The sequence below is a fragment of the Kocuria sp. HMSC066H03 genome, from assembly GCF_001812045.1.
GTDB lineage: Bacteria > Actinomycetota > Actinomycetes > Actinomycetales > Micrococcaceae > Kocuria > Kocuria rhizophila.
Genome location: NZ_KV807506.1, coordinates 439371 through 461486, shown reverse-complemented (window position 1 = coordinate 461486; position 22116 = coordinate 439371). Strand labels below are relative to the sequence as shown.

Sequence of the window (22116 nt, the reverse complement as noted above, 5' to 3'; positions counted from 1 at the left end):
CAGGCCGGGGAGCGGGCGGCGTCGTGCTCTGCGGGGTCGGTGGGAGACTGGGCGGCATGACGAGCGAGGCGAACGAGGAGCAGGACGTGCCGTGGGCCATGCAGCTGGTGGTGCACCGGGACAGGGCCGATCCGGCACGAGAGGTGGACGTGGCGGAGGCGGCCGCGAGCGCCGTCGTCACCCTGCTGGCCGACGAGCGCAGCGCCCTCGGCGGGCCCTGGCACGAGGCCGTGCGGACCTGGCGGGACGTGCAGATCCGCAAGCTCGTGCGCCGCGCGGACGGCAAGCGCTGGGAGGACGTCCAGTCTCTGCCCGGCGTCACGGTGGTGCGCGCCGACTCGGACGACGACGCCGCGGCCGCCGTGCGCGCGTTCGTCCCGGCCCCGGTGCGCCCCCTTCCGAGAGAACTGCACAAGCTGCAGGTGTCCGGAACGCAGTTCCCGGCGGGAGGGGCGTCACGGGCCGAGGACGCCGTGGTGACCGTGGAGGTGGCCCCGGGGCTGGGGATCTCCAGCGGCAAGCTCGCGGCGCAGTGCGGGCACGCCGCGCAGCTCGCGTGGGAGCAGATGCCCTCTGACGTGCGGGACCGCTGGCGGGCGGACGACTACCGCGTGCGGGTGGTGTTCCCCTCGGAGCGGGAGTGGGCCGGGATGCCGCGGCCGGTGACGGTCACGGATTCCGGGCTGACCGAGCTGGACGGGCCCACGGACACCACGCGTGCGTGGTGGTGAGGGGAGCCCTCGTGGCCGTGTGAGGGGGTGCCTTTCACGCGGTGTGTGGCGGTCCGGCAGTGTGGGACGGGGCCTGTGGCTGGAGGGACTCCTGGTGCAGATCGCGCAGGAACTGGCGGAGGATCCGTTCGCTGCGTCCCCAGTCCGAGACCACGAACGGGACCACCGGACGGCACGTGGCCTCCACCTCGGAGCCACCGTCGGAGGACGGGCGGATGGCAAAGCGCAGGCGCTCGCCCCACGACCGGAACGAGGGCCCCGTTGCCGCCGTGCCACCGTGAGCCGCCACTGTCCGCAGCCCCACCTCTTCATGGCCCTGGCACACCCGCTCCACCAGTCCCGGCACGTCCTCGGCGGGGACATCCAGACGGGCCCGGCCCTGGCAGCGGGCGCCGTGGACCGTGAGTTCCCACCCCTCGCCCCGGCGGACGCCGGGGCGCCAGGCCACCACACTGAAGATGGCCGCGGACACGCCCGCCACCACGGCCGCGGCCACGAGGATCGGGGCGAACTGGCCGGTCGCCCAGCGGACGAAGAGCACCACGAGCCCCACGTAGACGAACCAGAGGGCGAGGGCGCCGACGACTGACGCACGGGTGACGTGCTTGATGTCCATCACCTCATGGTTGCCGTCCGAGCCAGCGGAGGCAATGGACCTTCGACCAGAGTCCTCGGCGCGCGGCGGGGTCACTGCACAGCCCGGTCCGTCCTGACCGGCCGTCGGTGGCGCTCCACAATCCCGAGACAACCCGGACCGCGGACTCGGTGCGACCGCCACCGTGGGGCCATGACCACCGCACACATGACCGCCCCGGGCGCTCCCGCTGTCGACAGCCCGCGCCGAGCTCGTCGCGCCGCTAACCCGGCTCCGGAGGCCGTTCACCCGCCTCGGGGAGCCGCCGGATCGACGTCGGCTGGCGGGTTCACCGAGGACGGGCGGGTGGGCCACGGGACCGGACCCGCCTCGTGGGACGGGCCCATCGCGCCCCGCCAGTGGGGGCGCACCCGGCCGGCCCCTGCCCGGTCACGGCAGGACCGCGGGCGCGGCGTCCGCCTGCTCACCAGCTGCCCGGACCTCGCGGAGGCCGTGGAGGCGGTGTGCATTGGCGCCGCGGTACCTCTCACGGTCGAGGGCGCGGAGACGGGGGTGCGAGCGGCGTCGTCGTCGGACGTGGTGCTCGTGGACGCGTGCTGGGAGGGGGAGGCCGTGCCACCGGGAGCGGTGGTCGTGGCGCTCGCCGAGCACGGCGACGCGTGGGACGTCGCGGCACGGCACAGGGCGTCCGCCGTGGTGGTGCTGCCGCAGGCCGCCGCGTGGCTGGCCGAACTGATCTCCCGCTCCGTGGACGCGGAGGTGCCGCGGGCGCTGGGGCGCGTGTACGGCGTCGTCGGGGCCACCGGAGGGGTCGGCGCGTCCACCGTGGCGTGCTGGCTCGCGGGGCACTTCGCCGGGCAGGGTCACGAGACCGCCTTGGTGGACGGGGATCCGCTGGGTGCGGGACTGGACCTCGTGCTCGGTGAGGAGGGCGCGGACGGGCTGCGCTGGCCCGAGCTGAACCAGTTCTCCGGGGCGATGGCCGCGGACCAGCTGTGGGCCGCCATGCCGCGTGTGGAGGCGCTGCGCTACCTCTCGTGGGACCGCCGCGCCACGCACGCGGAGACGGTGCCCGCGGCCACGGTCGTCGCAGCACTGCGCGGGGCCGCCGCGGTGCAGGTCGTGGACCTCTCCCGCGCGGACCTCGAACGCCAGGCCCGGTGGTGCGACGCCGTGCTGGTGCTGACCCCGCGCACGGTGCGCGGTGTGCTGGCGGCCGAGCACGCCGTGGCCCGCTGCGGTGCGGTGCCCGCGCTCACCGCGCTCACGGGCATCAACGTCGCGGACCTCGAACCGCGCGTCCTCGCCGACGCCACCGGGATGCCGTGCGCCGCCACGATCGCCTTCGACACGCGCGTGCCCCAGCACCTCGACGACGGCACCGTTCTGCGCCGCGGCCGGACCGCCAAGCACGCCAAGACGGTTGCGGCGCTCGGCCGGGCCCTGGAGGAGCTGTCGTGACCGCGGTGTCCACCCGCGCGAGCCACGACCGTGCCACGGCCGCCGACGCCGCCGGGAGCGCCACCGAGCTCGACGACGCGTTCGTGGAGCAGGTGCGTGAACGGCTGCTCGCCGAGGGCGGCGCCATCACGGACACCCGGATCGCCACCGCCGTGCGGGAGACCGGGCGGGTGCTCGGCGCCGTGGGCTCGGTGCGCGCGGCGCAGCACATCAAGGCGCAGCTGACCGGCCTGGGCCCGCTCGAACCCCTGCTGCCCGCCTCCGGGCTGAGCGATCTCTACGTCAACGGCCACGAGAACGTGTTCGTGGAGACCCTGGAGGGGATCCAGCGCGTGGCCTCCCCGTTCACGGGCGAGGCGCAGCTGCGGGCGCTCGCCGTGCGGCTCGTGACGGCCGCCGGGCGGCGGCTGGACGACGGCCACCCCTGCGTGGACGTGCAGACTGCCACGGGACTGCGCGTGCACGCCGTGATCCCGCCCGTGTCCACCGGGGGAACGCTGCTGTCCATCCGGTTCCGGGCGCCGCAGCGGCTGTCCCTGGCGGATCTCGTGGCCTCCGGCACGGTGCACCCCTTCGTCGCGGACGTGCTCACCGATGCCATGGCGGCCGGGGCGAACCTCATGATCAGCGGGGCCACCGGCTCCGGGAAGACCACGGTGCTCTCCGCGCTGCTGTCCCAGTGCCCGTCCGAGCAGCGGATCGTGCTGGTGGAGGACGCCGCGGAGCTGAACCCGGAGCACCCGCACGTGGTGGGCCTGCAGTCCCGCCAGGAGAACGTGGAGGGCGCCGGGTCCGTGGATCTCTCGGACCTCGTGCGCCAGGCCCTGCGGATGCGCCCGGACTGGCTCGTGGTGGGGGAGTGCCGCGGTGCGGAGGTCCGTGAGCTGCTGACCGCGCTGAACACGGGCCACTCCGGAGCGGGCACGGTCCACTCGAACTCGGCCCGGTCGGTGCCCGCCAGGCTCGCCGCGCTCGGATCCCTGGCGGGGCTGAGCCGCGAGGCCGTGGACCTGCAGGCGGCCAGCGCGCTGGACCTCGTGGCCCACGTGGACCGCACACCCGCCGGTCGACGATTGACCGAGGTGTGCGTCCTGGCACTGGAAGACGGTGTGCTGCGCACCCTGCCCGCGCTGACCACCACGGACGGCCACCCGGTCCAGGGTCCCGGATGGCCCAGGCTGGCCCAGCTGCTCGCTCGCGGTCGGGAGCTATCATGACGGCCGCCGTGCTCGCGGGTGGCCTGGTGCTCGCCGCCCTGCTCCTCGGCACAGGTACTGCCGCACCCGCCGGTCGGCTGAGGTCGGCAGGTGTTCCGTCCCCGCCGCACGCGGACGCGACGCCGCGCCCGCGGCTGCTGGCGAGGTGGCGGCGCCGGGACCGTGCCACCGAGGCCATGCGCTGGGTCACCGCGGTGCGTCGTCTGGCGGCCCTGCTGCACGCCGGGCGGGCGCCGTCCACGGTGTTCGCGGAGATCGCTCCCGGCGCCACCGCGACCGATCCCACATCCCGGTGGATCGCCCGGGTGTGCCAGGAGGTGCACGCCGCGGCTCTCGTGGGCATTCCGGTCTCGACGACGCTCGGTCAGTTCGCCCGCCGGCCCGCCACCGTGGGGGACCGCGTGCTCGGCACCACGGCCCGCTCGGTGTGCGCCCAGCTCGCGGCGTGCTGGGAGATCTCGGAGCGCTCCGGCTCCTCACTCGCCCGAACCCTCTCCGGGGTCGCGGAGTCCTTCGAGTCGCAGCTGGACGCCCAGGCCGCCCGCGAGAGCGCCCTGGCCGGGCCCCGCGTCACCGTCCGCACCCTGTCCTGGCTGCCCGTCCTGGCCCTGGGGCTCGGCGTGCTGATGGGCACGGATCCCGTGACCACCCTGCTCACCACCGTGTGGGGCCGGATCGCGCTCGCCGCCGGGGCGGGATTGAGCATTGCGGGCCGGCTGTGGACGCGCAGCCTCATGCACCGCGCCGAGGGGGTGAACGGGTCGTGATCGCCGCCGTCCTCGCGGGCCTGCTCGCCGCCGGTGCCCTGCTCCTGTGGATGTCACCGGGCGCGTCCGGTGTCCGCTCACGCGGGCCGGGCCGACGACGCCGCGCGGCCGGCGGTTCCGCCCCGCGCCGTACTGGCGCAGGGACTGAGGAGCATTCGTTCCCCGCTCTGCCCGCCGCCGCTCTCGTAGAGCTCACGGCGTGCCAGCTGGACGCCGGGCTGCCTCTCGCCGAGGCCGTGGGGGTCCTGGCGGACAGTAGCGCGGGACGCCCGTACCCGGCACTGTCCCGGGCGGCCGCCGCCCTGCGGCTCGGTCTCTCGTGGGAGACGGCGTGGCCGCGCGAGAAGACGCTGCCCCAGGAGATCCACGACTACCGGGATGCCCTGGAGTTCACGGCCACCTCGGCCACGGCGTCCGCCTCCGTGCTGCGCGGGCAGGCGGAGCTGGTGCGCCGCGCCGAGTACCGCCGGGCGGAGCGCGCCGCCGAAGCCCTCGCGGTGAAGCTCGTGCTTCCCCTGGGCCTGTGCTTCCTGCCCGCGTTCATGTGCTGGGGCGTGGTGCCCGTGCTCATGAGCCTGCTGCCCAGGGCGTTCGGCTCATGACCGCCCGGCACATCCACCGGGTTTCTCGGGCGCGGGGCCCGCCCGCTCGCGTGCGTGCGCGGCCCATTGCGCGCGCCCACCACACCCCTTTTCGCGTCCTGCACTGCACACCACCGTTCCACCCACCGAAGGAGACCCACATGTCCACGCTCACCTGCGCTTCCGCCACTCCCGCCACCTCGACCCCCGAGCACGACGCCGCCGCCCACCTCGTGGACGTGCCGCCCCGGGCCGTGCCGGTCACCGAGCCGACGTCCGGGCCGGACACCGAGGCCCCTGCCGAGGTCACGGACCCGTCGCAGCACCCGGTCGAGGACGCGGGGGACGACACGAACCCCGGCGTCTCCGAGCTCGCCTGCCTGGACCGGGACGACCCCGACCTCGGGGCGTCCACCGCGGAGTACGCGGTCATCGTGCTGGCCGCCGCCGCGTTCGGCGGGGTCATGGCCGCGGTGCTCTCCTCGGACTCCGTGTCCGGGATGCTGCTCGGGATCATCCAGAAGGCCCTGGCCATCTGAGATGCCGCCGACGCCACGGAGCGCGGGGTGCTCGTCGCAACGGGCGGACGCCCCGCGCTCCGGTGGGTCGGTGCAACGGAGACCGGGCTGCCGAATCACCCACCACCCGTCAGGAGGAACCATGATCGACCGGAGCAGAGCTCGTCCAGACCACACCGACCCGGACCGGGGTGCGGTGACCGTGGAGACCGCCGTCATCATGCCCGCCCTCGTGCTGCTGCTCGCGGTCCTGCTCGCGGCGGCCGCCGCGGGGATGACCACCGTCCGCTACGAGGAAGCGGCGCGGGCGTCCGCCCGTGCTGCCGCGCGCGGTGAGAACACGGCGGTGGTCGAGCGCACCGCGCGGGAGATCGCCGGTGAGTCGGCCAACGTTGTCGTGGGCGGGGCAGCCGGTCGCGTGACGGTGGCCGTGAGCGGTCCAGCCCCCGGGATCCTGGGTCAGTGGAGCAACTGGCGCCTCGACGCGAACGCGAGTGCCGCGGTGGAGAGTGGCGCGGGAGCGCGGTCGAACGACGGGCAGAGAGAGGCCGAGGAGCTCAAGCAAAAGGGCGCCACGAACGGATCCGGTGGCAACGAACCCGCCACGGACCAGGATGGAGCCGGTGATGGAGGACCGTGACGATGGTTCCGGGACGGTGCACGGGCTCACCCTCGCGGCGGTGCTGTGCACGCTGCTGATCGCGCTGCTTCTCGTGGCGCAGGCGGGGATCGCCACCCACCGGGCCGCCAAGGCCGCGGACCTGGCGGCGCTCGCGGCCGCGGACGTCGCCCGCGGACTCAGCCCTGGCATCCCGTGCGAGACCGCCCAGGCGGTGGCCCGGGAGAACGGTGCGGACGCCGTCGAGTGCGCGGTGGTGGCCCCGGAGAACACCACGGTGGACGTCACCGCGACCATCGACCTGCCGCCGCCCCTGACCCCGCTCGGCCCGGCGCGCGGGGTGTCCCGCGCAGGGCCGCCGCCGGGGGAGCCGTGATGGTCATCACCCGGGGGAGGCCCCCGGTATTGCCGAGGTCAGGTGGGAACGGAGGGCGCCGGCCGGTGTCCTCGGAAGAAAGTCACCACCGTCTGACGTCCGCCCTGGCCCGCCCTCGCTCTCGCGGTGGTCGCGACCGGCGCCGCGGACGCCAAGGTCACCTGCACGGCCCCACTCGCCCGCGCGGAGGCCGCTCAGGGTGCGAAGCGCAGCACCCCGTGGAGCAGCTTCAGGGCTCCGGCCTTGTCCAGCGGGTTGTTGCGGTTGCCGCACTTGGGGGACTGCACGCAGGACGGGCAGCCGGACTCGCACTCGCACTGGGCGATCGCGTCCCGGGTGGCGGTGACCCACGTGCGGAACATGTCGTAGCCGCGTTCGGCGAAACCCGCGCCGCCGGGGTGGCCGTCGTGCACGAAGATCGTGGGCAGCTCGGTGTCCACGTGCAGCGCGGTGGACAGCCCGCCCACGTCCCACCGGTCGCACGAGGCCAGCAGCGGCAGCAGCCCGATCATGGCGTGCTCTGCGGCGTGCAGGGCTCCGGGGATGTCCGGCTCCTCGATGCCCATGGCGGCCAGCTGAGGCCCGGACACGGTGAACCACGTGGCCACCGTGGACAGCTGCCGCGGTGGCAGCTCCAGAGGCTCCTCCCCGGCCACCTCGTTGGAGGCCACGAGCTTGCGCTGGTAGCTGACCACCTGCGTGGTCACGTCCACGGCACCCCGGTGGACGGTCACGGGACCCCACTGCATGGAGTCCGCCACCGAGTCCACCCGCACCTCGGTGACGTCCCGCGCCACCGTGTAGAAGTCCGGGAACGCCCGCCGCACGGCCGCCACGTGCAGCTCCTCATCCAGCTCGTCCACCAGGTAGGTTCTGCCCTGGTGCACGTACACCGCCCCCGGGTGCGCCTGGTAGTGGGACTGCGGCGCGCCCATGGTGCCCAGCACGGTACCGGTGTCCGAGTCGATGATCTGCACCGGTCCGCCGTCCCCGGAACGGATCGAGACCATGCCCGCGGGCTGCTCGGAGCGGGTCCAGAACCACCCGGAAGGGCGGCGTCGCAGGTGGCCCGCCGCGGTGAGAGAGTCCACCACGTCGCGGGCCGTGGGACCGAAGCGCTCCAGCTCCTCTGGCCGCAGCGGCAGCTCGGCGGCCGCCGCGCACAGGTGGGGTGCGAGCACGTAGGGGTTGGACGCTTCGAAGACCGTGGCCTCCACGGGGACGTCGAAGATCGCCTCCGGGTGGTTCACCAGGTACCCGTCCAGCGGGTCGTCCCCCGCGATCAGCGCCGCGAGCGCCTGCTGCCCGGCCCGCCCGGCCCTGCCGATCTGCTGCAGGAACGAGGCCCGGGTGCCCGGCCACCCGGCCACGAGCACGGCGTCGAGGCCCGCGATGTCGATCCCCAGTTCCAGCGCGGAGGTGCTGGCCACCCCGAGCAGCCGCCCGTCCCGCAGCTGCTGCTCCAGCTCGCGCCGCTCCTCCGGGAGGAAACCGGAGCGGTACGCCGCCACCCGGTGGCCGAGGGAGGGGTCAACCTCTTCCAGCTGCCGGTGGGCGGCCTGCGCGATCGTCTCCGCGCCCCGCCGGGAACGGATGAACGCGATGGTGCGCACCTGGCGCAGCACCAGGTCCGTGAGCATGTCCGAGGCCTCGGCGGTGACCGTGCGGCGTCGTGGAGCGCCGTTGTCCGAACCGCCGGGGGACTGCTCCGGCTCCCACAGCACCACCGTGCGGGAGCCGTGGGGAGAGGTGTCCTCGGTGACCGCCGTGACGTCCTCGGGAGGGCAGCCGATGAGCTTGGCGAAGGACTCCTGCGGGGACGCACTCGTCGCAGACGCCCCGATGAACCGGGGGGACGCCCCGTAGTGCGCCGCGATCCGCGCGAGCCGGCGCAGCACCACCGCCACGTGCGAGCCGAAGACACCGCGATAGGAGTGAGCCTCGTCGATGATCACGTAGCGCAGCCGCCGCAGGAACCGGGACCACCCGGCGTGGTTCGGCAGGACTCCGTGGTGGAGCATGTCCGGGTTGCACAGGATCACGTCCGCGTGCTCGCGGATCCAGCGGCGCTCCCCGAGATCGGTGTCCCCGTCGTACGTGGCGGCCCGGACGTCGTCGAACCCCAGGGAGCGCAGGGACGTGAGCTGGTCCGCGGCGAGCGCCTTGGTGGGGGAGAGGTAGAGGGCGGTGGCCTCGTCCGGGTGGTGGAGCATCCCGGGACGCTCGGCCACAGCCAGGCGGCCGCGATGCACGGCGTCCACCACGAGGGACTGGTAGACGAGCGACTTGCCAGAGGCCGTGCCGGTGGCCACGATCGCGTGCCGCGGGGCGTTCAGTGCGACCACCTGGTGGGCGTAGGGCTCGTGGATGCCCAGGCGTTCGTAGGCGGCCGCCACGTCCGGGTGCAGCCAGTCCGGCCAGGGCGCGTGGACCGGGGCGCGCTCGGGAATCTCCCGGACGTGGCGCACCTGCTCGGGGCGCGGTCCGCGGCCGAGCAGGTCCACCATCTCCTGGGAGGTCGTCATCCCGTCATTGTCGCCCACCCGGTGGGGGATCACGAACGAGCTGCCCGGCTCACGGGGACGGAAGGCGGCCCGCACCGCCGCAGCCCCGCACCGCCATCGCTTCCCACCCCGGCCGGACCGCGTGCCAGCCGTACCGCGCCGGCCACACCGCACCCCGGCCACACGGCGAATCGGCGGCCTCGCCCGCCCCGGCCCCGTTGGTCTCCCCGCTGCCCGCTGCCCGCTCCCCGCCCGGGGTGCCGACGACGCGTCCGGCCACCCTCACCCACCGCGCCCACCTGCGTGGAATCATGGGGGCATGAGCAACGACGCACATCCCCACCCCATGAACATCTCCGGCGAGCACGCGGACGCGCCGCAGGGCTCGCCCGTCACGGAGCTCAGCGAGGAGCAGAGCTGGGAGCTGCTCCGCCAGGCCCGCTTCGCCCGGCTGGCCACCCGCGACGGGGACGAGATCGACATCACGCCCCTGAACATCGTGGCCGACGGCGAGAAGATCTACTTCCGCTCCGCCAAGGGCACCAAGGTGCTGCACCTGCAGCTGAACCCGAACGTGGCCCTGGAGATCGACCGCACCGCTGGTTCCGAGGCACACTCCGTGGTGGTCCGCGGCACTGCTGCCATGATCACGGACGCGGACGAGATCAAGCGCGTGGAGGAGCTCGGGCTGCGGCCCTGGCTGAACACCGAGAAGATCGAGTTCGTGGAGATCACCCCCACCCGCATCACCGGCCGCGCGTTCCGGCTGGGTCACTGAGCGTGGCCGAGGCCGTCTCCGGTCCCGCCCGGTTCAGCACCGTCCCGGACGCACCCCGTTCCGACGACGCCGCCCTGGTCGCCGCCCTGCGCGCGGACCTCTCCACGGCGGGCTTCACGGTGGACCGCGTCACGGACCTGGTGGGCCCGGAGGCCATGTCCGCGTGGTCACGTGACCAGGCCGTGCCCGCCCGGCGCGCCCTGCGCGAGCGCGGGTCACAGGATCCTGCGCTGAGCACACTGTCGGCGTTCTTCCTCCTGGGCGACCCCGTTGAGTCCTCAGAGCTCGACATCGCCCTGCCCACCGTGGGTGCCGCCGGACTGGCGCGCCTCGGGCTGGTGGAGGGAACCTCCGAGCCCACGAGCACCGGCGGGGGCACCGGCGCAGACTCCGGCGCGGGCACCGACCCGTTGCTGAGCGCCGCGATGGACCTGCGTCCCTACGCCACGGACTCCTCCGAGGAGCTCTGGGTCGCGAGCGACCTGGGGGCCTTCCAGCGTCCGGGCGTGCTGCGCCACGACCACGTGCTGGGCATCGGCGGCGCCTCCACCACCCTGGTGCAGTCCACCCCGCGCCGCCCGGTGGCCACGGCCCTGGACCTCGGCACGGGCTGCGGCATCCAGACGTTCCACCTGCTGGCCCACGCGGAGCACGTCACCGCCACGGACATCTCCGAGCGTGCCCTGGCCACCACGCGCTTCAACCTGGTGCTCAACGCCCCGGCCCTGGGCCTGGACCCCGAGCGTCTGGAGGACCGTGTGCGCCTGGAGCTGGGCAGCATGCTGGAGCCGGTGGCCGGGCAGCACTTCGACATGGTCGTCTCCAACCCGCCGTTCGTGATCACCCCGCGCACCCCGGAGGAGTCGGACACCGAACGCTTCACCTACCGGGACGGCGGCCTGCCCGGGGACCGGATCGTGCGTGAGCTGCTGAGCGCGCTGCCCTCCGTGCTGGCCCCCGGCGGCACCGCGCACCTGCTCGCCAACTGGGAGATCCCCCACGATCCGCAGGACGCCCCCGAGGCCACGTGGTCCCGCGGTCCGGCGTCGTGGATCCCGGAGGGCACCGGGGCATGGCTCATCCAGCGCGAGCTGCAGGACCCGTGCGAGTACGCCGAGACCTGGCTCCAGGACGCCTCCCAGCAGCGCGACCCCGAGGGTTTCGACCGCGCCTACGCCGCCTATCTGGACGACTTCGCCTCCCGGGACGTGGCCGCGATCGGCTTCGGCATGGTGTGGCTGCAGCGCCCCGAGGACACCGAGCGCACGGCTGAGTCCCGTCACGGCGCCCTCACCACGGACGACGCCGCGGGGTCCCCGAGCGCGCCGCGGGGTGCCTCCCGTGACGCGGACGACGCCGCCGGCGCCCCGAGCGCCGCACACGCCGCCTCCCAGCCTGAGGTGTCAGCCCCCGGCGGTCCGGAGGGAGAGCGCACGGCGAGCGGGACCGTGGAACCCGGCCGTGCGGCGTCGTCGTCCCTGCCGCGGATCTTCGAGACCGTCCCGCACCCGATCCAGCAGCCGATCGCCCCAGCCCTGGCCGCGGAGTGGGAGCGGACCGTGCGCCTGGGCCGGGAGGCGGCGGACGCCCAGAGCGGTGCCGCCGGGCAGCCCGCGTGGCTGGAGCGTCGTCTCACCGTGGCGCCGGACGTCACCGAGGAGCGCCACGGCACCCCGGGCGCGGAGGACCCGTCCCTGATCCTGCTGCGGCAGGGCGCAGGACTGCGGCGCACCGTGATCCTGTCCAGCGAGGCCGCGGGCTTCGCCGGGGTGTGCGACGGCGAGCTCAGCGCCCAGCAGATCCTCACGGCCCTGGGCGTGCTGCTGGGGTGGGAGGAGGGCCCGTCCGAGCAGCTGGTGGCCGAGATCGCAGGTCTCATCGCCCACGGGTTCCTGCTGGAGGTGTCAGACTGACCCCGTGGGCGAGCGCGTGATCCTGATCCGGACCATGGCCGCCCACCGGGTGTGAACGTCTGCACAGTTGCGAGACACAGCGGGGCCGGTGAGCCGCGTGACGTACGCTGACGTCTCAGACGCGGGACGAGACACCCCACAGAGCACCAGACCGGGCGCCGTCGCCTACGCTGAACGGCGACCACCACAGACAGACCCGCCCCGCAACCACGGGTCACGACGAGGAGCACCTTTGGCACCGAAGGCCACCAAGACCGCCGGCACGGGCAAGAGCCTGCTGATCGTGGAGTCACCGTCCAAGGTGAAGACGATCGCGGGCTACCTGGGGGACGCCTACGAGGTGGAGTCCTCCATGGGACACATCCGTGACCTGCCGCAGCCCTCCGAGCTGCCCACGGACATGAAGAAGGGCCCATACGGCAAGTTCGCGGTGGACGTGGAGCACGAGTTCGACCCGTACTACGTGGTGAACCCGGACAAGAAGAAGAAGGTCACCGAGCTCAAGCGCAAGCTCAAGGACGCGGACGCCCTCTACCTCGCCACGGATGGGGACCGCGAGGGCGAGGCCATCGCGTGGCACCTGCTGCAGGTGCTCAAGCCCAAGGTGCCCGTCTACCGCCTGACGTTCCCCGAGATCACCAAGGAGGCCATCGAGCGCGGCTTCGGCCAGCTGCGGGACATCGACCAGGACCTCGTGGACGCCCAGGAGACCCGCCGCATCCTGGACCGCCTCTACGGCTACGAGATCTCCCCGGTGCTGTGGCGCAAGGTGGCCGCGGGCCTGTCTGCGGGCCGTGTGCAGTCCGTGGCCACGCGCCTGGTGGTCCAGCGCGAGCGTGAGCGGATCGCCTTCGTGCCCGCCGACTACTGGGACCTCACGGGCCAGTTCTCCCGCCCCGAGGGCCAGGACGCCGGGCGCGCCTTCTCCGCGCGCCTGAGCTCCGTCAACGGCCGTCGCGTGGCCACGGGCAAGGACTTCGACGACCGCGGCCAGCTCAAGTCCCCCTCGTCCGGCAACGCCCCGGTCACGCTGAACGAAGCCGTGGCGACGGCGCTCGCGGCCGGTCTGCAGGACGCGCCCTTCTCGGTGCGTTCCCTGGAGACCAAGCCCTACACGCGCCGCCCCGCCGCACCGTTCACCACCTCCACGCTGCAGCAGGAGGCCGCGCGCAAGCTGCGTTTCACCTCCCGCACCACCATGCGCGTGGCGCAGCGGCTGTACGAGAACGGCTACATCACCTACATGCGAACGGACTCGGTGGCCCTGTCCGACCAGGCCGTCAACGCCGCCCGCGCGCAGGCCAAGGAGCTCTACGGCCCCGAGTTCGTGCCGTCCTCCAAGCGCGTGTACGTCTCTAAGTCCAAGAACGCGCAGGAGGCCCACGAGGCCGTGCGCCCCGCCGGGGACACCTTCCGCACGCCCTTCCAGGTGCGCTCGCAGCTGTCCGTGGACGAGTACAAGCTCTACGAGCTGATCTGGAAGCGCACCGTGGCCTCCCAGATGCAGGACGCCAAGGGCGACACCGCCACGGTGCGTCTGGGCGCCACGGCCACCTCCGCCGCCGGTGAGCACGCCGGGGCCGACGCCGAGTTCTCGGCCTCCGGAACCGTCATCACCTTCCGGGGGTTCCTGGCCGCGTACGAGGAGGGTCGGGACGTGAACCCGGACCTCACCGCGGACTCGGGCAAGAAGGGCGCGAAGGACGAAGACAAGCGTCTGCCCGTGATGGCCGAGGGCGACGCCCTGGACGCCTCCGAGGTCACCGCGGACGGGCACACCACCACCCCGCCGGCCCGCTACACCGAGGCCTCCCTGGTGAAGACCCTGGACGAGCTGGGCATCGGACGCCCCTCCACGTACGCCGCCACGATCTCCACGATCATGGACCGCGGCTACGTGCAGGTGCGCGGCTCCGCGCTGATCCCGTCCTGGCTCGCGTTCTCCGTGGTGCGCCTGCTGGAGGAGCACTTCTCCGACTACGTGGACTACGACTTCACGGCGGAGCTCGAGGACGACCTGGACCGGATCGCCCGCGGCGAGGCCGAGCGCGTGAAGTGGCTCTCTGGCTTCTACTTCGGGGAGAACCCGTCCGAGCCCGGGCTCAAGCCCATCGTGGACGACCTCGGGGAGATCGACGCCCGCGCGGTGAACTCCATCCCCATTACGGACGAGATCACCCTGCGCGTGGGCAAGTACGGCCCCTACCTGGAGGCCGGCGGCACCGTGGACCCGGAGACCGGGGAGATCACGGATCCCGTGCGCGCCAACGTTCCCCTGGACCTCGCCCCGGACGAGCTCACGCCCGAGAAGGCGCAGGAGCTCATGGAGATCGGCAAGGCGGACGGCCGGGAGCTCGGCGTGAACCCGGCGAACGGGCGCACCATCGTGGCCAAGGACGGCCGCTACGGCCCATACGTCACGGAGATCGTGCCCGAGCCCACGCAGGAGGAGCTCGACGCGATCCCCACCGAGTACTACAAGAACGGCAACCCCAAGCCCAAGAAGATCGAGAAGCCCAAGCCGAGCACGGCCTCGCTGTTCTCCTCCATGAACCTGCAGGACATCACGCTGGAGGACGCCCTGAAGCTGCTGTCCCTGCCGCGTGAGCTCGGCCAGGACACGGACGGTGAGACCATCACGGTGCAGAACGGCCGTTACGGGCCGTACCTGAAGAAGGGCTCGGACTCCCGCTCGATCTCCTCCGAGGACCAGATCTTCACGATCACCCTGGAGGAGGCGCAGACCATCTACGCGCAGCCCAAGCAGCGTGGCCGCCAGGCCGCGCGGCCGCCGCTCGCGGACCTGGGCGCGGACCCCCTCACGGAGAAGCGCATGGTCATCAAGGAGGGCCGCTTCGGGGCGTACATCACGGACGGCGAGACCAACGTGACCGTGCCGCGCGCGGAGGCGATCGAGCAGATCACCGCGGCGCGGGCCTCCCAGCTGCTCGCGGAGAAGCGCGCCAAGGGCCCCGCCCCGGCCAAGTCCCCGGCGCGCGGCAAGGCCCGCACCGCGTCGAAGAGCTCCACGTCCAAGGCTTCCGCCTCCAAGGGCACCTCCTCGAAGGCCAAGGCCGGGACGACGACGGCGAAGCGCGCCTCCACGACGAAGGCCAAGAGCACCACGGGCACGGCACGGACCACCCGCAAGGCCCCCGCGAAGAAGTCGAGCTGAGCCCGGGGACGCCGCGAGCGGCGTCGTCGACCGGTGAATCCGCGGGGTGGGACACGCACCCGCCCCGCCCGCGAGCGAAGGAGCACACATGCGTCTGTCCGTCCTGGACGTCGGCTCCAACACGGTGCACCTGCTGCTGCTGGACGTCTACCCCGGCTCCCGCCCGGAGCCGTACGCGTCCCACAAGGTGGCGCTGCGGCTGGTGGACTACCAGGACGCCGAGGGGCGGATCACGGACGAGGGCCGGGACCTGCTCACGTCCTTCGTGGTGGAGGCCCGGGACTTCGCGGTGGAGCACCGCGCGGAGGACCTGCTGGCGTTCGCCACCTCGGCCATCCGTGAGGCCACCAACGGCAACGACGTGCTGGAGCACGTGCAGTCCACCTCGGGGGTGACGCTCACGGAGCTGTCCGGGGACCAGGAGGCCGCCATCACGTTCTCCGCGGTGCGCCGCTGGTTCGGGTGGAGCGCGGGGCGCATCCTGGACTTCGACATCGGCGGCGGCTCGTTCGAGATGGCGATCGGCACCAATGCGCTGCCCACGGTCGCCACCTCCGTGCCGCTGGGCGCGGGTCGTCTGTACCGGGCGTACCTGGCGGGGGCCGACGTCGCCTCGCCCGCCCAGTTCAAGGCCCTGCGCAAGCACGTGCGCACCACGCTGCGCCCCGCCGTGGACCGGATTGCCGGGGGTGGGCACCCGAACCTCGTGGCGGGAACCTCCAAGACCTTCCGCTCCCTCGCCCGGATCTGTGGCGCGGCGCCGTCCGCCCAGGGGCCGTACGTGGAACGGCTCATGCACCTGGAGGACCTGCGGCTGTGGACCCGCCGCATGGAGGCCATGACCGTGGGTGAGCGTGCGGACCTGCCGGGAGTCTCCGAGCACCGCGCCGCCCAGGTGGTGGCCGGGGCGATCGTCGCGGAGACCGCGATGGACATGCTCGCGGTGGACACCGTGCAGATCTCCCCGTGGGCGCTGCGCGAGGGCCTGATCCTGCGCCGCATGGACCGCCTGGCCCGGGACGCCACCAGCGAGACCGTCAACCCGAAGGACCTGGTGAACCGCCGATGAGCGAGACCCCCGCCGCCTACCGTCCGCACGTGGCGCTGTCCACGAGCTCGTTGTACCCCCAGGGCGTCCCGGAGACCTTCGAGGCCGCCACGCGCCTGGGCTACGACAGTGTGGAGGTGCTCGTGACCCACGAGCGCATGAGCCAGCTGACCCACCAGCTGCTGGACAGCGTGCAGAAGTACCAGATCCCCATCTCCACCATTCACGCGCCCACGCTGCTGTTCACCCAGCAGGTGTGGGGCAAGTCCTGGACCAAGATCCAGATGGCCGCGAAGCTCACCCACCAGGTGGGCGCAGAGGTGGTGGTGGCCCACCCGCCGTTCCGGTGGCAGCGCAAGTACGCCAGGAACTTCGTGGCCGGGGTCCGGGAGGTCTCCCGCATGACGGACACCAAGATCTCCGTGGAGAACATGTACCCGTGGCGCGTGGCCGGGCGGGAGGCCGTGGTCTACTCCCCGCACTACAGCCCGCTGGGCCAGGACTACGACTGGGTCACGTGGGACTTCTCCCACGCCGCGACCGCCAAGATGGACTCCCTCGCGGCCGTGAAGGAGCTCGGCTCCCGGCTGGGCCACGTGCACCTCACGGACGGTTCCGGCGAGACGCTCGCGGACGAGCACCTGCTCCCGGGCCACGGCGTGCAGCCGGTCGCGCAGACCCTCGAGTACCTGCGGGACCAGCGCTGGCAGGGCGTGGTGGGTGTGGAGGTCTCCACGCGCAAGTGCGAGACCCCGGACCAGCGCGACGAGTGGCTCGCGGAGTCCCTGGACTTCGCCCGTCGTCACATGACGGTCCAGGGCTGAGGCGGCCGCCCCGGCACGGGCACTGTCATTTGTCGAACCGCGCGCTCGCACCGGCAGCGCGGCTGTGGACGCAGCCGGGCGACGTCGCCGGGCCGGCACCGCGCGCGGGGACGGCCCCGCGGCGCAGGTGGCGGATGATCACCGCACCCACCACGGCCAGACCCAGCAGTGCGGCGATGATGCGTCCCACCAGGTCGCGGTCCGTGTCCAGGGGGATCGCGTAGTACGTGGCGGTCACTGCCAGCAGCCCGATCACGGCCCGGACGGGGCGGATGGAACTGGTCAGACCGCGCCCGTGGGAACCACGCCGCGGACGGGACGGGGTCGGCGCCTCAGGCTGCTCCGAGGACATCGCGCACCTCCTGCCCCGTCAGCGGAGACAGAGCCGCCGGGCGGGCCGCCCGTGGGCGCAGAGACGCCACGGGAACCACCCGTGGGCGCCGTGCCACTGCGCGGTCCACCCGCGGATGGTGAGCCGCCAAGAGCGGACGCGGCGCGGCATCCGCGGACGCGGCTCAGAGGCGCTGCCCGACGCTCTGGACGGCGCTGCACCCCCGCGAGGCACGGTGGAGGGAAGCGGACACACGGACTCCTGACTCGTTGCGTGGTGTGCTGGGCCCAACCCTAATCGGGCAACCCGCGAGCGCTCCCGTGTGCTCGGCCCGGAGGGCTCGTCCTGTCGTGAGCTCCCACGGGCCACGGAGCACCCCCGCTCGCGGGCCCCCGGCGCGGCGCGGTACCGTCGAGGGAGCTTCCCGACCACCACAGCCCGTGAACGGCGCCACCCGGCGTGCCCGCGGGGCCCGAGAGGATGAGACACCATGGCTGGACTGACACTGACGTTCCTCGGAGCCGGTTCCATGAACGGCTCCATCCTGCGCGGCGTGCTGGCCGCGGGCACGGAGGCGGGCGGGGTGCGCGCGACGACCCGTTCGGCGTCGTCGGCGGATGCCCTGCACGAGGAGACCGGCGTGGAGGTCTTCGCCGGGGAGTCGGACCCGGAGGCCAACCGGAAGGCCGTGGCGGGCGCGGACGTCGTGCTGCTGGGCGTGAAGCCCTACGCCATCCTGGACCTGGCCCGTGAGGTCGCGCCCGCGCTGGACCCCTCCACCGTGGTGGTCTCCGTGGCCGCGGGCGTCACCCTGGATGCGCTGCAGAAGGCCCTGCCGGACGGCCAGCCCGTGGTGCGCTGCATGCCCAACACGCCCTCCAGCGTGGGCCGCGGGGCGCTGTCCGTGACGCCGGGCGAGCACACCTCGGCGGAGCAGCTCGCCCAGGTCAAGGACGTCCTCTCCACGGTGGGCACCGTGGTGGAGGTCCCCGAGCACCTGATCCGCGCGGTCACCGGCGTCTCCGGCTCGGGCCCCGCGTACGTGTTCTACCTGGCCGAGGCCATGCAGCAGGCGGGCGAGAAGCTCGGCCTGGACCCGGAGACGGCGCGCGTGCTCGCCAAGGAGACGGTCTCGGGCGCGGGTGAGCTGCTCGCCCCGGACGACGCCGATCCCGCGGCCCTGCGCCGGGCCGTCACCAGCCCGGGCGGCACCACCGAACAGGCCATCACCACGTTCGACGAGAAAGGCCTGCGGGACATCGTCGCCGCAGGGGCGGAGGCCTCCGCGACCAAGGGCGACGAGATGGAGAAGGAGTACGACGGGCAGTGACGCCCGCTCCCGCGCCCACCCCACGATCCCAGCAAGGCGGTACACCATGAGCACGTTCGGCATCGAGGAGGAGTTCCTCCTGATCGACCGCGGGGACAGGCTTCCCGCCCGTCCCACCCCCGAGCAGTCCGCGCAGCTGGTCTCCCTGGAGGCGGGCGGCGGCGCGGCCACACCCGAGTGGCTCTCGTGCCAGGTGGAGGAGACCTCCCCGATCTTCCACGACGCAGCCGGGGCCGTGGCCTCGCTCGTGGACTTCCGCACCGCGCTGCACGAGGCCACGGACGCCATGGGCATGGACGTGGTGGGCGTGGCCGCCGCGCCGGACATCCGCCCCGAGCCCGCGGACATCACGGTGAACGAGCGCTACCAGCGCCTCGCCGGGTACACGCCCGCGATCGCCGCGGACCAGTACATCAGCGGCATGCACGTGCACCTGGGCTTCCCGGACATGGAGGACGCCGTGCGGGCCCTGAACGGGCTGCGCGGCTGGCTGCCCGCCCTCGTGGCGATCGGCGCCAACTCGCCGCTGTGGCGGGGCGCGGAGTCCGGCTTCGAGTCCTGGCGCTCCATCCACTACCGCCGCTGGATCGCGAACGACATCCCGCCGCACTTCAAGGACCTCGCGGACCACGAGCAGCGCGTGGCCGTGCTCAGCGCGTTCGACGTGATGGAGAGCCCCTCCACCCTGAGCTGGCTGGCCCGGCTGTCCCACAAGCACGGCACCCTGGAGATCCGGGCGTGCGACGTCCAGCTGGAGGCGCAGGACTCCGTGGCCATCGCGGTGCTGATCCGCGCGCTCGCGGACTACGCCGTGGACGTGCCGCCCACCGTGGAGCTGAGCCAGGAGTACCTGGACATCGCCCTGTGGCAGGCCGCCCGGTGGGGTCTGAGCGGACGGGTCCTGGACCCGGTGGCCGCGCAGCTCGTCCCCGGGGAGACCCTCGTGGACACGCTGCTGCAGCGGGCGCGGGACTACTACCCCTCGGCCGCGGACCGGGAGTTCGCGGAGTCCGGCGTGCGCCGGATCGTGGAGCGCGGCAACGGCGCCATCCGGCAGCGCCGCGCGTTCGCCCGCGCCGGGATCCCCGGGCTCATGGACATGGCCACGCAGGCGATGACGGCGGACCCGCGCGCCTGAGCCGCGATGCGCGCCGGGGAGGCGACCGTGCGGCGTCGTGCTACGGGCGGGCGGCGAAGCGCTCGATGAGGTCCACGTGCCCGGAGACGATGAGCAGGTCCCGTGAGGACACCGTGGTCTCCGGACGGGCGTAGGTGAAGTCCTCGCCGGGGGACTTCACGCCCACCACGGTCACGCCGTACTTGGAGCGGATGTCGGACTCGCCCAGCGTGAAGCCCTGGGTCTCGCGGGGCGGGTACATCTTGACGATCGCGAAGTCGTCGTCGAACTCGATGTAGTCCAGCAGCCGCCCGGAGACCAGGTGCGCGGTGCGCCGCCCGGCGTCCGCCTCCGGGAAGATCACGTGGTGCGCGCCGATGCGCGCCAGGATCTTGCCGTGGGCGGGGGAGATGGCCTTGGCCCAGATCCGGTCGATGCCCAGGTCCACCAGGTTGGCGGTGATCAGCACCGAGGACTCGATGGACGTGCCCACGCCCACCACCGCGGAGGAGAACTCCGCGGCGCCGATCTGGCGCAGGGCGTCCATGTCCGTGGCCTCGGCCTCCACCACGTGGGTGAGCTGCCCGGCCATCTTCTGCACGAGGCTCGCGTCGCGTTCCACGCCGAGCACCTCGCGGCCCTGCTGGATCAGCTGCAGCGCGGTGGCCGCGCCGAACCGGCCGAGACCGACCACCAGGACGGGAGCGGCGTGGGAGGAGTTCTTAGCCAATGATCGGCCTCTCTTCCGGGTAGGAGTACAGTCGGCGGCGGGAGCGCAGCGCCAGGGCGGTGGCCACGGTGGTGGTGCCGATGCGCCCCACCAGCATGATGACGGACAGCACGTACTTCCCGGCGTCCGGGGATGCCGCGGAGACACCCGTGCTCAACCCGCACGTGGCGTACGCGGAGATGACCTCGAACAGCACGTGGTCCAGGGGCAGGTGCGTGAGCGCCACCATCACGGCGGAGCCGGCGAGCACCACGGACGCCCCCATCATGATCACGGAGATCGCGATGCGCAGCACGGAGTCCGGGATGGTGCGGAAGAACGCGATCACGGACTGGTCGCCGCGCGCCTCCGCGAGGATCGCCAGGAACACGACGGCGAGCGTGGTCACCTTGATCCCGCCCGCGGTGGACGCGGAGCCGCCCCCGGCGAACATCATGGCGTCCGTGAGCAGCAGCGTGACCTGGGAGGTGTCCGGCATGTCCACCAGGTTGAAGCCGCCGGAGCGCATCATCACGGACGCGAAGAACCCCTGGAAGATCCGCTCCGGGACGGACTTCCCGCCCAGCGTCTCGGGGTTGTTCCACTCCACGGCCAGGAACAGCACCCACGCGAGCAGCAGCAGGATCGCGGTGGTCACCACGGTGAGCTTGGCGTTGAGGTTCCAGCGGTTGAAGCGGAAGCCCACCTGGCGCAGCACCAGGATCACAGGAAAGCCCAGGGAGCCCATGACCACGCCCACGCACACCGGGAGCAGGATGAGCCACACCGTGGGCCCGGCGTGGTCGTAGGGGACCAGCCCGTCCGTGTGGGGGGTGAAGCCGGCGTTGTTGAAGGAGGAGACCGCGTAGAACACACCGTGCCACAGGGCTGTGCCCAGGGGCTCGCCCTCCGCCAGGAAGCCCACGGAGAGCACCACGGCCAGCGCGGCCTCGATGGTGATGGAGGTGATCACGATGATCTGCAGCAGCGAGCCCACCTCGCCCAGGCGCCCGATGTTCAGCGCCTCCTGGGTGATGAGCTTGGACTTCAGCCCCAGTTTCCGCCCGATGGCCAGGGCCAGGATGGAGGTCATGGTCAGGGTGCCCAGGCCGCCCACCTGGATGGCCACCAGGATGACCACCTGCCCGAACAGGGACCACTGCGCGGCGGTGGACACGGTGGTCAGCCCCGTCACGGTCACGGCGGAGGTGGCGGTGAACACGGCGTCGGCGAAGTCCGTGTGCCGCCCGTGCTGCGCGGAGACCGGCAGCCACAGCAGCAGCGCGAAGCCGAGGTCCACGATCACGAAGACGATCACGGCCAGCCGCGCGGGGGAGGAGTCCGCGATCCGGTCCACGAAGTCGCGGATCCCGCGCGCGGTGCGCGTGGTCAGGGGTTCCGCGGGGGAGGTGTCGGTGTCGTGCTCCTCCACGGCGCTGGGTTGCTCGAGCTCGCTCACGGCACCTCCTCGGGCGGCCACGGGGTGATCCGGGGTGCGCGGAGCGGATCCCGGGGGTTGCTG

Annotated in this window: 20 protein-coding genes; 15 read left to right on the top strand and 5 right to left on the bottom strand. The window is 72.9% G+C overall.

Features of this window, described 5'->3' with window-relative positions:
- Positions 1 to 56: 56 nt before the first annotated feature.
- Positions 57 to 731 (top strand): aminoacyl-tRNA hydrolase, encoded by a 675-nt coding sequence (locus tag HMPREF2833_RS05510; protein WP_070636876.1) that lies wholly within the window; start codon positions 57 to 59, stop codon positions 729 to 731.
- Between the two features lie 34 nt (positions 732 to 765).
- Here HMPREF2833_RS05510 and HMPREF2833_RS05505 read toward each other — a convergent pair whose 3' ends face one another.
- A complete protein-coding gene (locus HMPREF2833_RS05505) occupies positions 766 to 1347 on the bottom strand; it encodes a hypothetical protein (protein ID WP_070636874.1) in 582 nt (193 codons plus the stop codon).
- Between the two features lie 324 nt (positions 1348 to 1671).
- On the opposite strand from HMPREF2833_RS05505, the gene ssd reads away from it, so the two are divergent.
- The 7 genes from ssd to HMPREF2833_RS05470 all read left to right on the top strand — a co-directional run bounded on the left by ssd (position 1672) and on the right by HMPREF2833_RS05470 (position 6865).
- Positions 1672 to 2787 carry a septum site-determining protein Ssd gene (gene ssd / locus HMPREF2833_RS05500; RefSeq protein ID WP_070636872.1) on the top strand — a complete coding sequence of 372 codons (1116 nt, stop codon included), beginning with the start codon at positions 1672 to 1674 and terminating at the stop codon, positions 2785 to 2787.
- Positions 2784 to 4004 (top strand): TadA family conjugal transfer-associated ATPase, encoded by a 1221-nt coding sequence (locus tag HMPREF2833_RS05495; RefSeq protein ID WP_141756160.1) that lies wholly within the window; start codon positions 2784 to 2786, stop codon positions 4002 to 4004. Before ssd ends, HMPREF2833_RS05495 begins: the two co-directional genes overlap by 4 nt.
- Positions 4001 to 4771: a type II secretion system F family protein gene (locus HMPREF2833_RS05490; RefSeq protein WP_070636870.1), complete on the top strand. Its 771-nt coding sequence runs from the start codon at positions 4001 to 4003 to the stop codon at positions 4769 to 4771. The genes HMPREF2833_RS05495 and HMPREF2833_RS05490 overlap by 4 nt, the downstream gene beginning before the upstream one ends.
- Positions 4768 to 5373, top strand: a complete 606-nt coding sequence (locus tag HMPREF2833_RS05485) for a type II secretion system F family protein (RefSeq protein ID WP_070636869.1) — start codon at positions 4768 to 4770, stop codon at positions 5371 to 5373. The genes HMPREF2833_RS05490 and HMPREF2833_RS05485 overlap by 4 nt, the downstream gene beginning before the upstream one ends.
- Before the next feature lie 140 nt (positions 5374 to 5513).
- Complete coding sequence (locus HMPREF2833_RS05480; protein WP_070636868.1) at positions 5514 to 5891, top strand: DUF4244 domain-containing protein; 378 nt, start codon at positions 5514 to 5516, stop codon at positions 5889 to 5891.
- Positions 5892 to 6012: 121 nt separating this feature from the next.
- Positions 6013 to 6510, top strand: coding sequence for a TadE family type IV pilus minor pilin (locus tag HMPREF2833_RS05475; protein ID WP_070636865.1), 498 nt, complete (start codon positions 6013 to 6015; stop codon positions 6508 to 6510).
- Positions 6497 to 6865 (top strand): Rv3654c family TadE-like protein, encoded by a 369-nt coding sequence (locus HMPREF2833_RS05470; protein ID WP_070636863.1) that lies wholly within the window; start codon positions 6497 to 6499, stop codon positions 6863 to 6865. Before HMPREF2833_RS05475 ends, HMPREF2833_RS05470 begins: the two co-directional genes overlap by 14 nt.
- A 194-nt stretch (positions 6866 to 7059) precedes the next feature.
- Here the strand turns inward: HMPREF2833_RS05470 and HMPREF2833_RS05465 are convergent, their stop codons facing one another.
- Positions 7060 to 9390 (bottom strand): DEAD/DEAH box helicase, encoded by a 2331-nt coding sequence (locus HMPREF2833_RS05465; RefSeq protein ID WP_070636862.1) that lies wholly within the window; start codon positions 9388 to 9390, stop codon positions 7060 to 7062.
- A 298-nt stretch (positions 9391 to 9688) separates the two neighbouring features.
- Between HMPREF2833_RS05465 and HMPREF2833_RS05460 the strand changes: the two genes are divergently transcribed.
- The 5 genes from HMPREF2833_RS05460 (at position 9689) to HMPREF2833_RS05440 (ending at position 17107) form a co-directional block, all read left to right on the top strand.
- Positions 9689 to 10147 (top strand): pyridoxamine 5'-phosphate oxidase family protein, encoded by a 459-nt coding sequence (locus HMPREF2833_RS05460; RefSeq protein ID WP_070636860.1) that lies wholly within the window; start codon positions 9689 to 9691, stop codon positions 10145 to 10147.
- A gap of 2 nt (positions 10148 to 10149) precedes the next feature.
- The gene (locus HMPREF2833_RS05455) at positions 10150 to 12060 is read left to right on the top strand and encodes a DUF7059 domain-containing protein (protein ID WP_070636858.1); all 1911 of its coding nucleotides are present in this window, start codon (positions 10150 to 10152) and stop codon (positions 12058 to 12060) included.
- Positions 12061 to 12292: 232 nt separating this feature from the next.
- Positions 12293 to 15235 (top strand): type I DNA topoisomerase, encoded by a 2943-nt coding sequence (gene topA, locus HMPREF2833_RS05450; RefSeq protein ID WP_070636857.1) that lies wholly within the window; start codon positions 12293 to 12295, stop codon positions 15233 to 15235.
- A gap of 88 nt (positions 15236 to 15323) precedes the next feature.
- Positions 15324 to 16304: a Ppx/GppA family phosphatase gene (locus tag HMPREF2833_RS05445; protein WP_070636855.1), complete on the top strand. Its 981-nt coding sequence runs from the start codon at positions 15324 to 15326 to the stop codon at positions 16302 to 16304.
- Positions 16301 to 17107, top strand: coding sequence for a sugar phosphate isomerase/epimerase family protein (locus HMPREF2833_RS05440; RefSeq protein WP_070636854.1), 807 nt, complete (start codon positions 16301 to 16303; stop codon positions 17105 to 17107). Before HMPREF2833_RS05445 ends, HMPREF2833_RS05440 begins: the two co-directional genes overlap by 4 nt.
- Positions 17108 to 17132: 25 nt before the next feature.
- On the opposite strand, the gene HMPREF2833_RS05435 is transcribed toward HMPREF2833_RS05440, so the two are convergent.
- Positions 17133 to 17459: a hypothetical protein gene (locus tag HMPREF2833_RS05435; protein ID WP_070636852.1), complete on the bottom strand. Its 327-nt coding sequence runs from the start codon at positions 17457 to 17459 to the stop codon at positions 17133 to 17135.
- A 469-nt stretch (positions 17460 to 17928) separates the two neighbouring features.
- Here HMPREF2833_RS05435 and proC point away from each other — a divergent pair, with 469 nt between their 5' ends.
- The gene (proC, locus tag HMPREF2833_RS05430) at positions 17929 to 18768 is read left to right on the top strand and encodes a pyrroline-5-carboxylate reductase (protein WP_070636851.1); all 840 of its coding nucleotides are present in this window, start codon (positions 17929 to 17931) and stop codon (positions 18766 to 18768) included.
- A 46-nt stretch (positions 18769 to 18814) separates the two neighbouring features.
- Positions 18815 to 19906, top strand: coding sequence for a carboxylate-amine ligase (locus HMPREF2833_RS05425; protein WP_070636848.1), 1092 nt, complete (start codon positions 18815 to 18817; stop codon positions 19904 to 19906).
- 40 nt (positions 19907 to 19946) lie between these two features.
- Here HMPREF2833_RS05425 and HMPREF2833_RS05420 read toward each other — a convergent pair whose 3' ends face one another.
- The gene (locus HMPREF2833_RS05420; RefSeq protein ID WP_019311110.1) at positions 19947 to 20615 is read right to left on the bottom strand and encodes a potassium channel family protein; all 669 of its coding nucleotides are present in this window, start codon (positions 20613 to 20615) and stop codon (positions 19947 to 19949) included.
- Positions 20608 to 22053 (bottom strand): TrkH family potassium uptake protein, encoded by a 1446-nt coding sequence (locus tag HMPREF2833_RS05415; RefSeq protein ID WP_070636846.1) that lies wholly within the window; start codon positions 22051 to 22053, stop codon positions 20608 to 20610. The genes HMPREF2833_RS05420 and HMPREF2833_RS05415 overlap by 8 nt, the downstream gene beginning before the upstream one ends.
- Between the last annotated feature and the right edge of the window lie 63 nt (positions 22054 to 22116).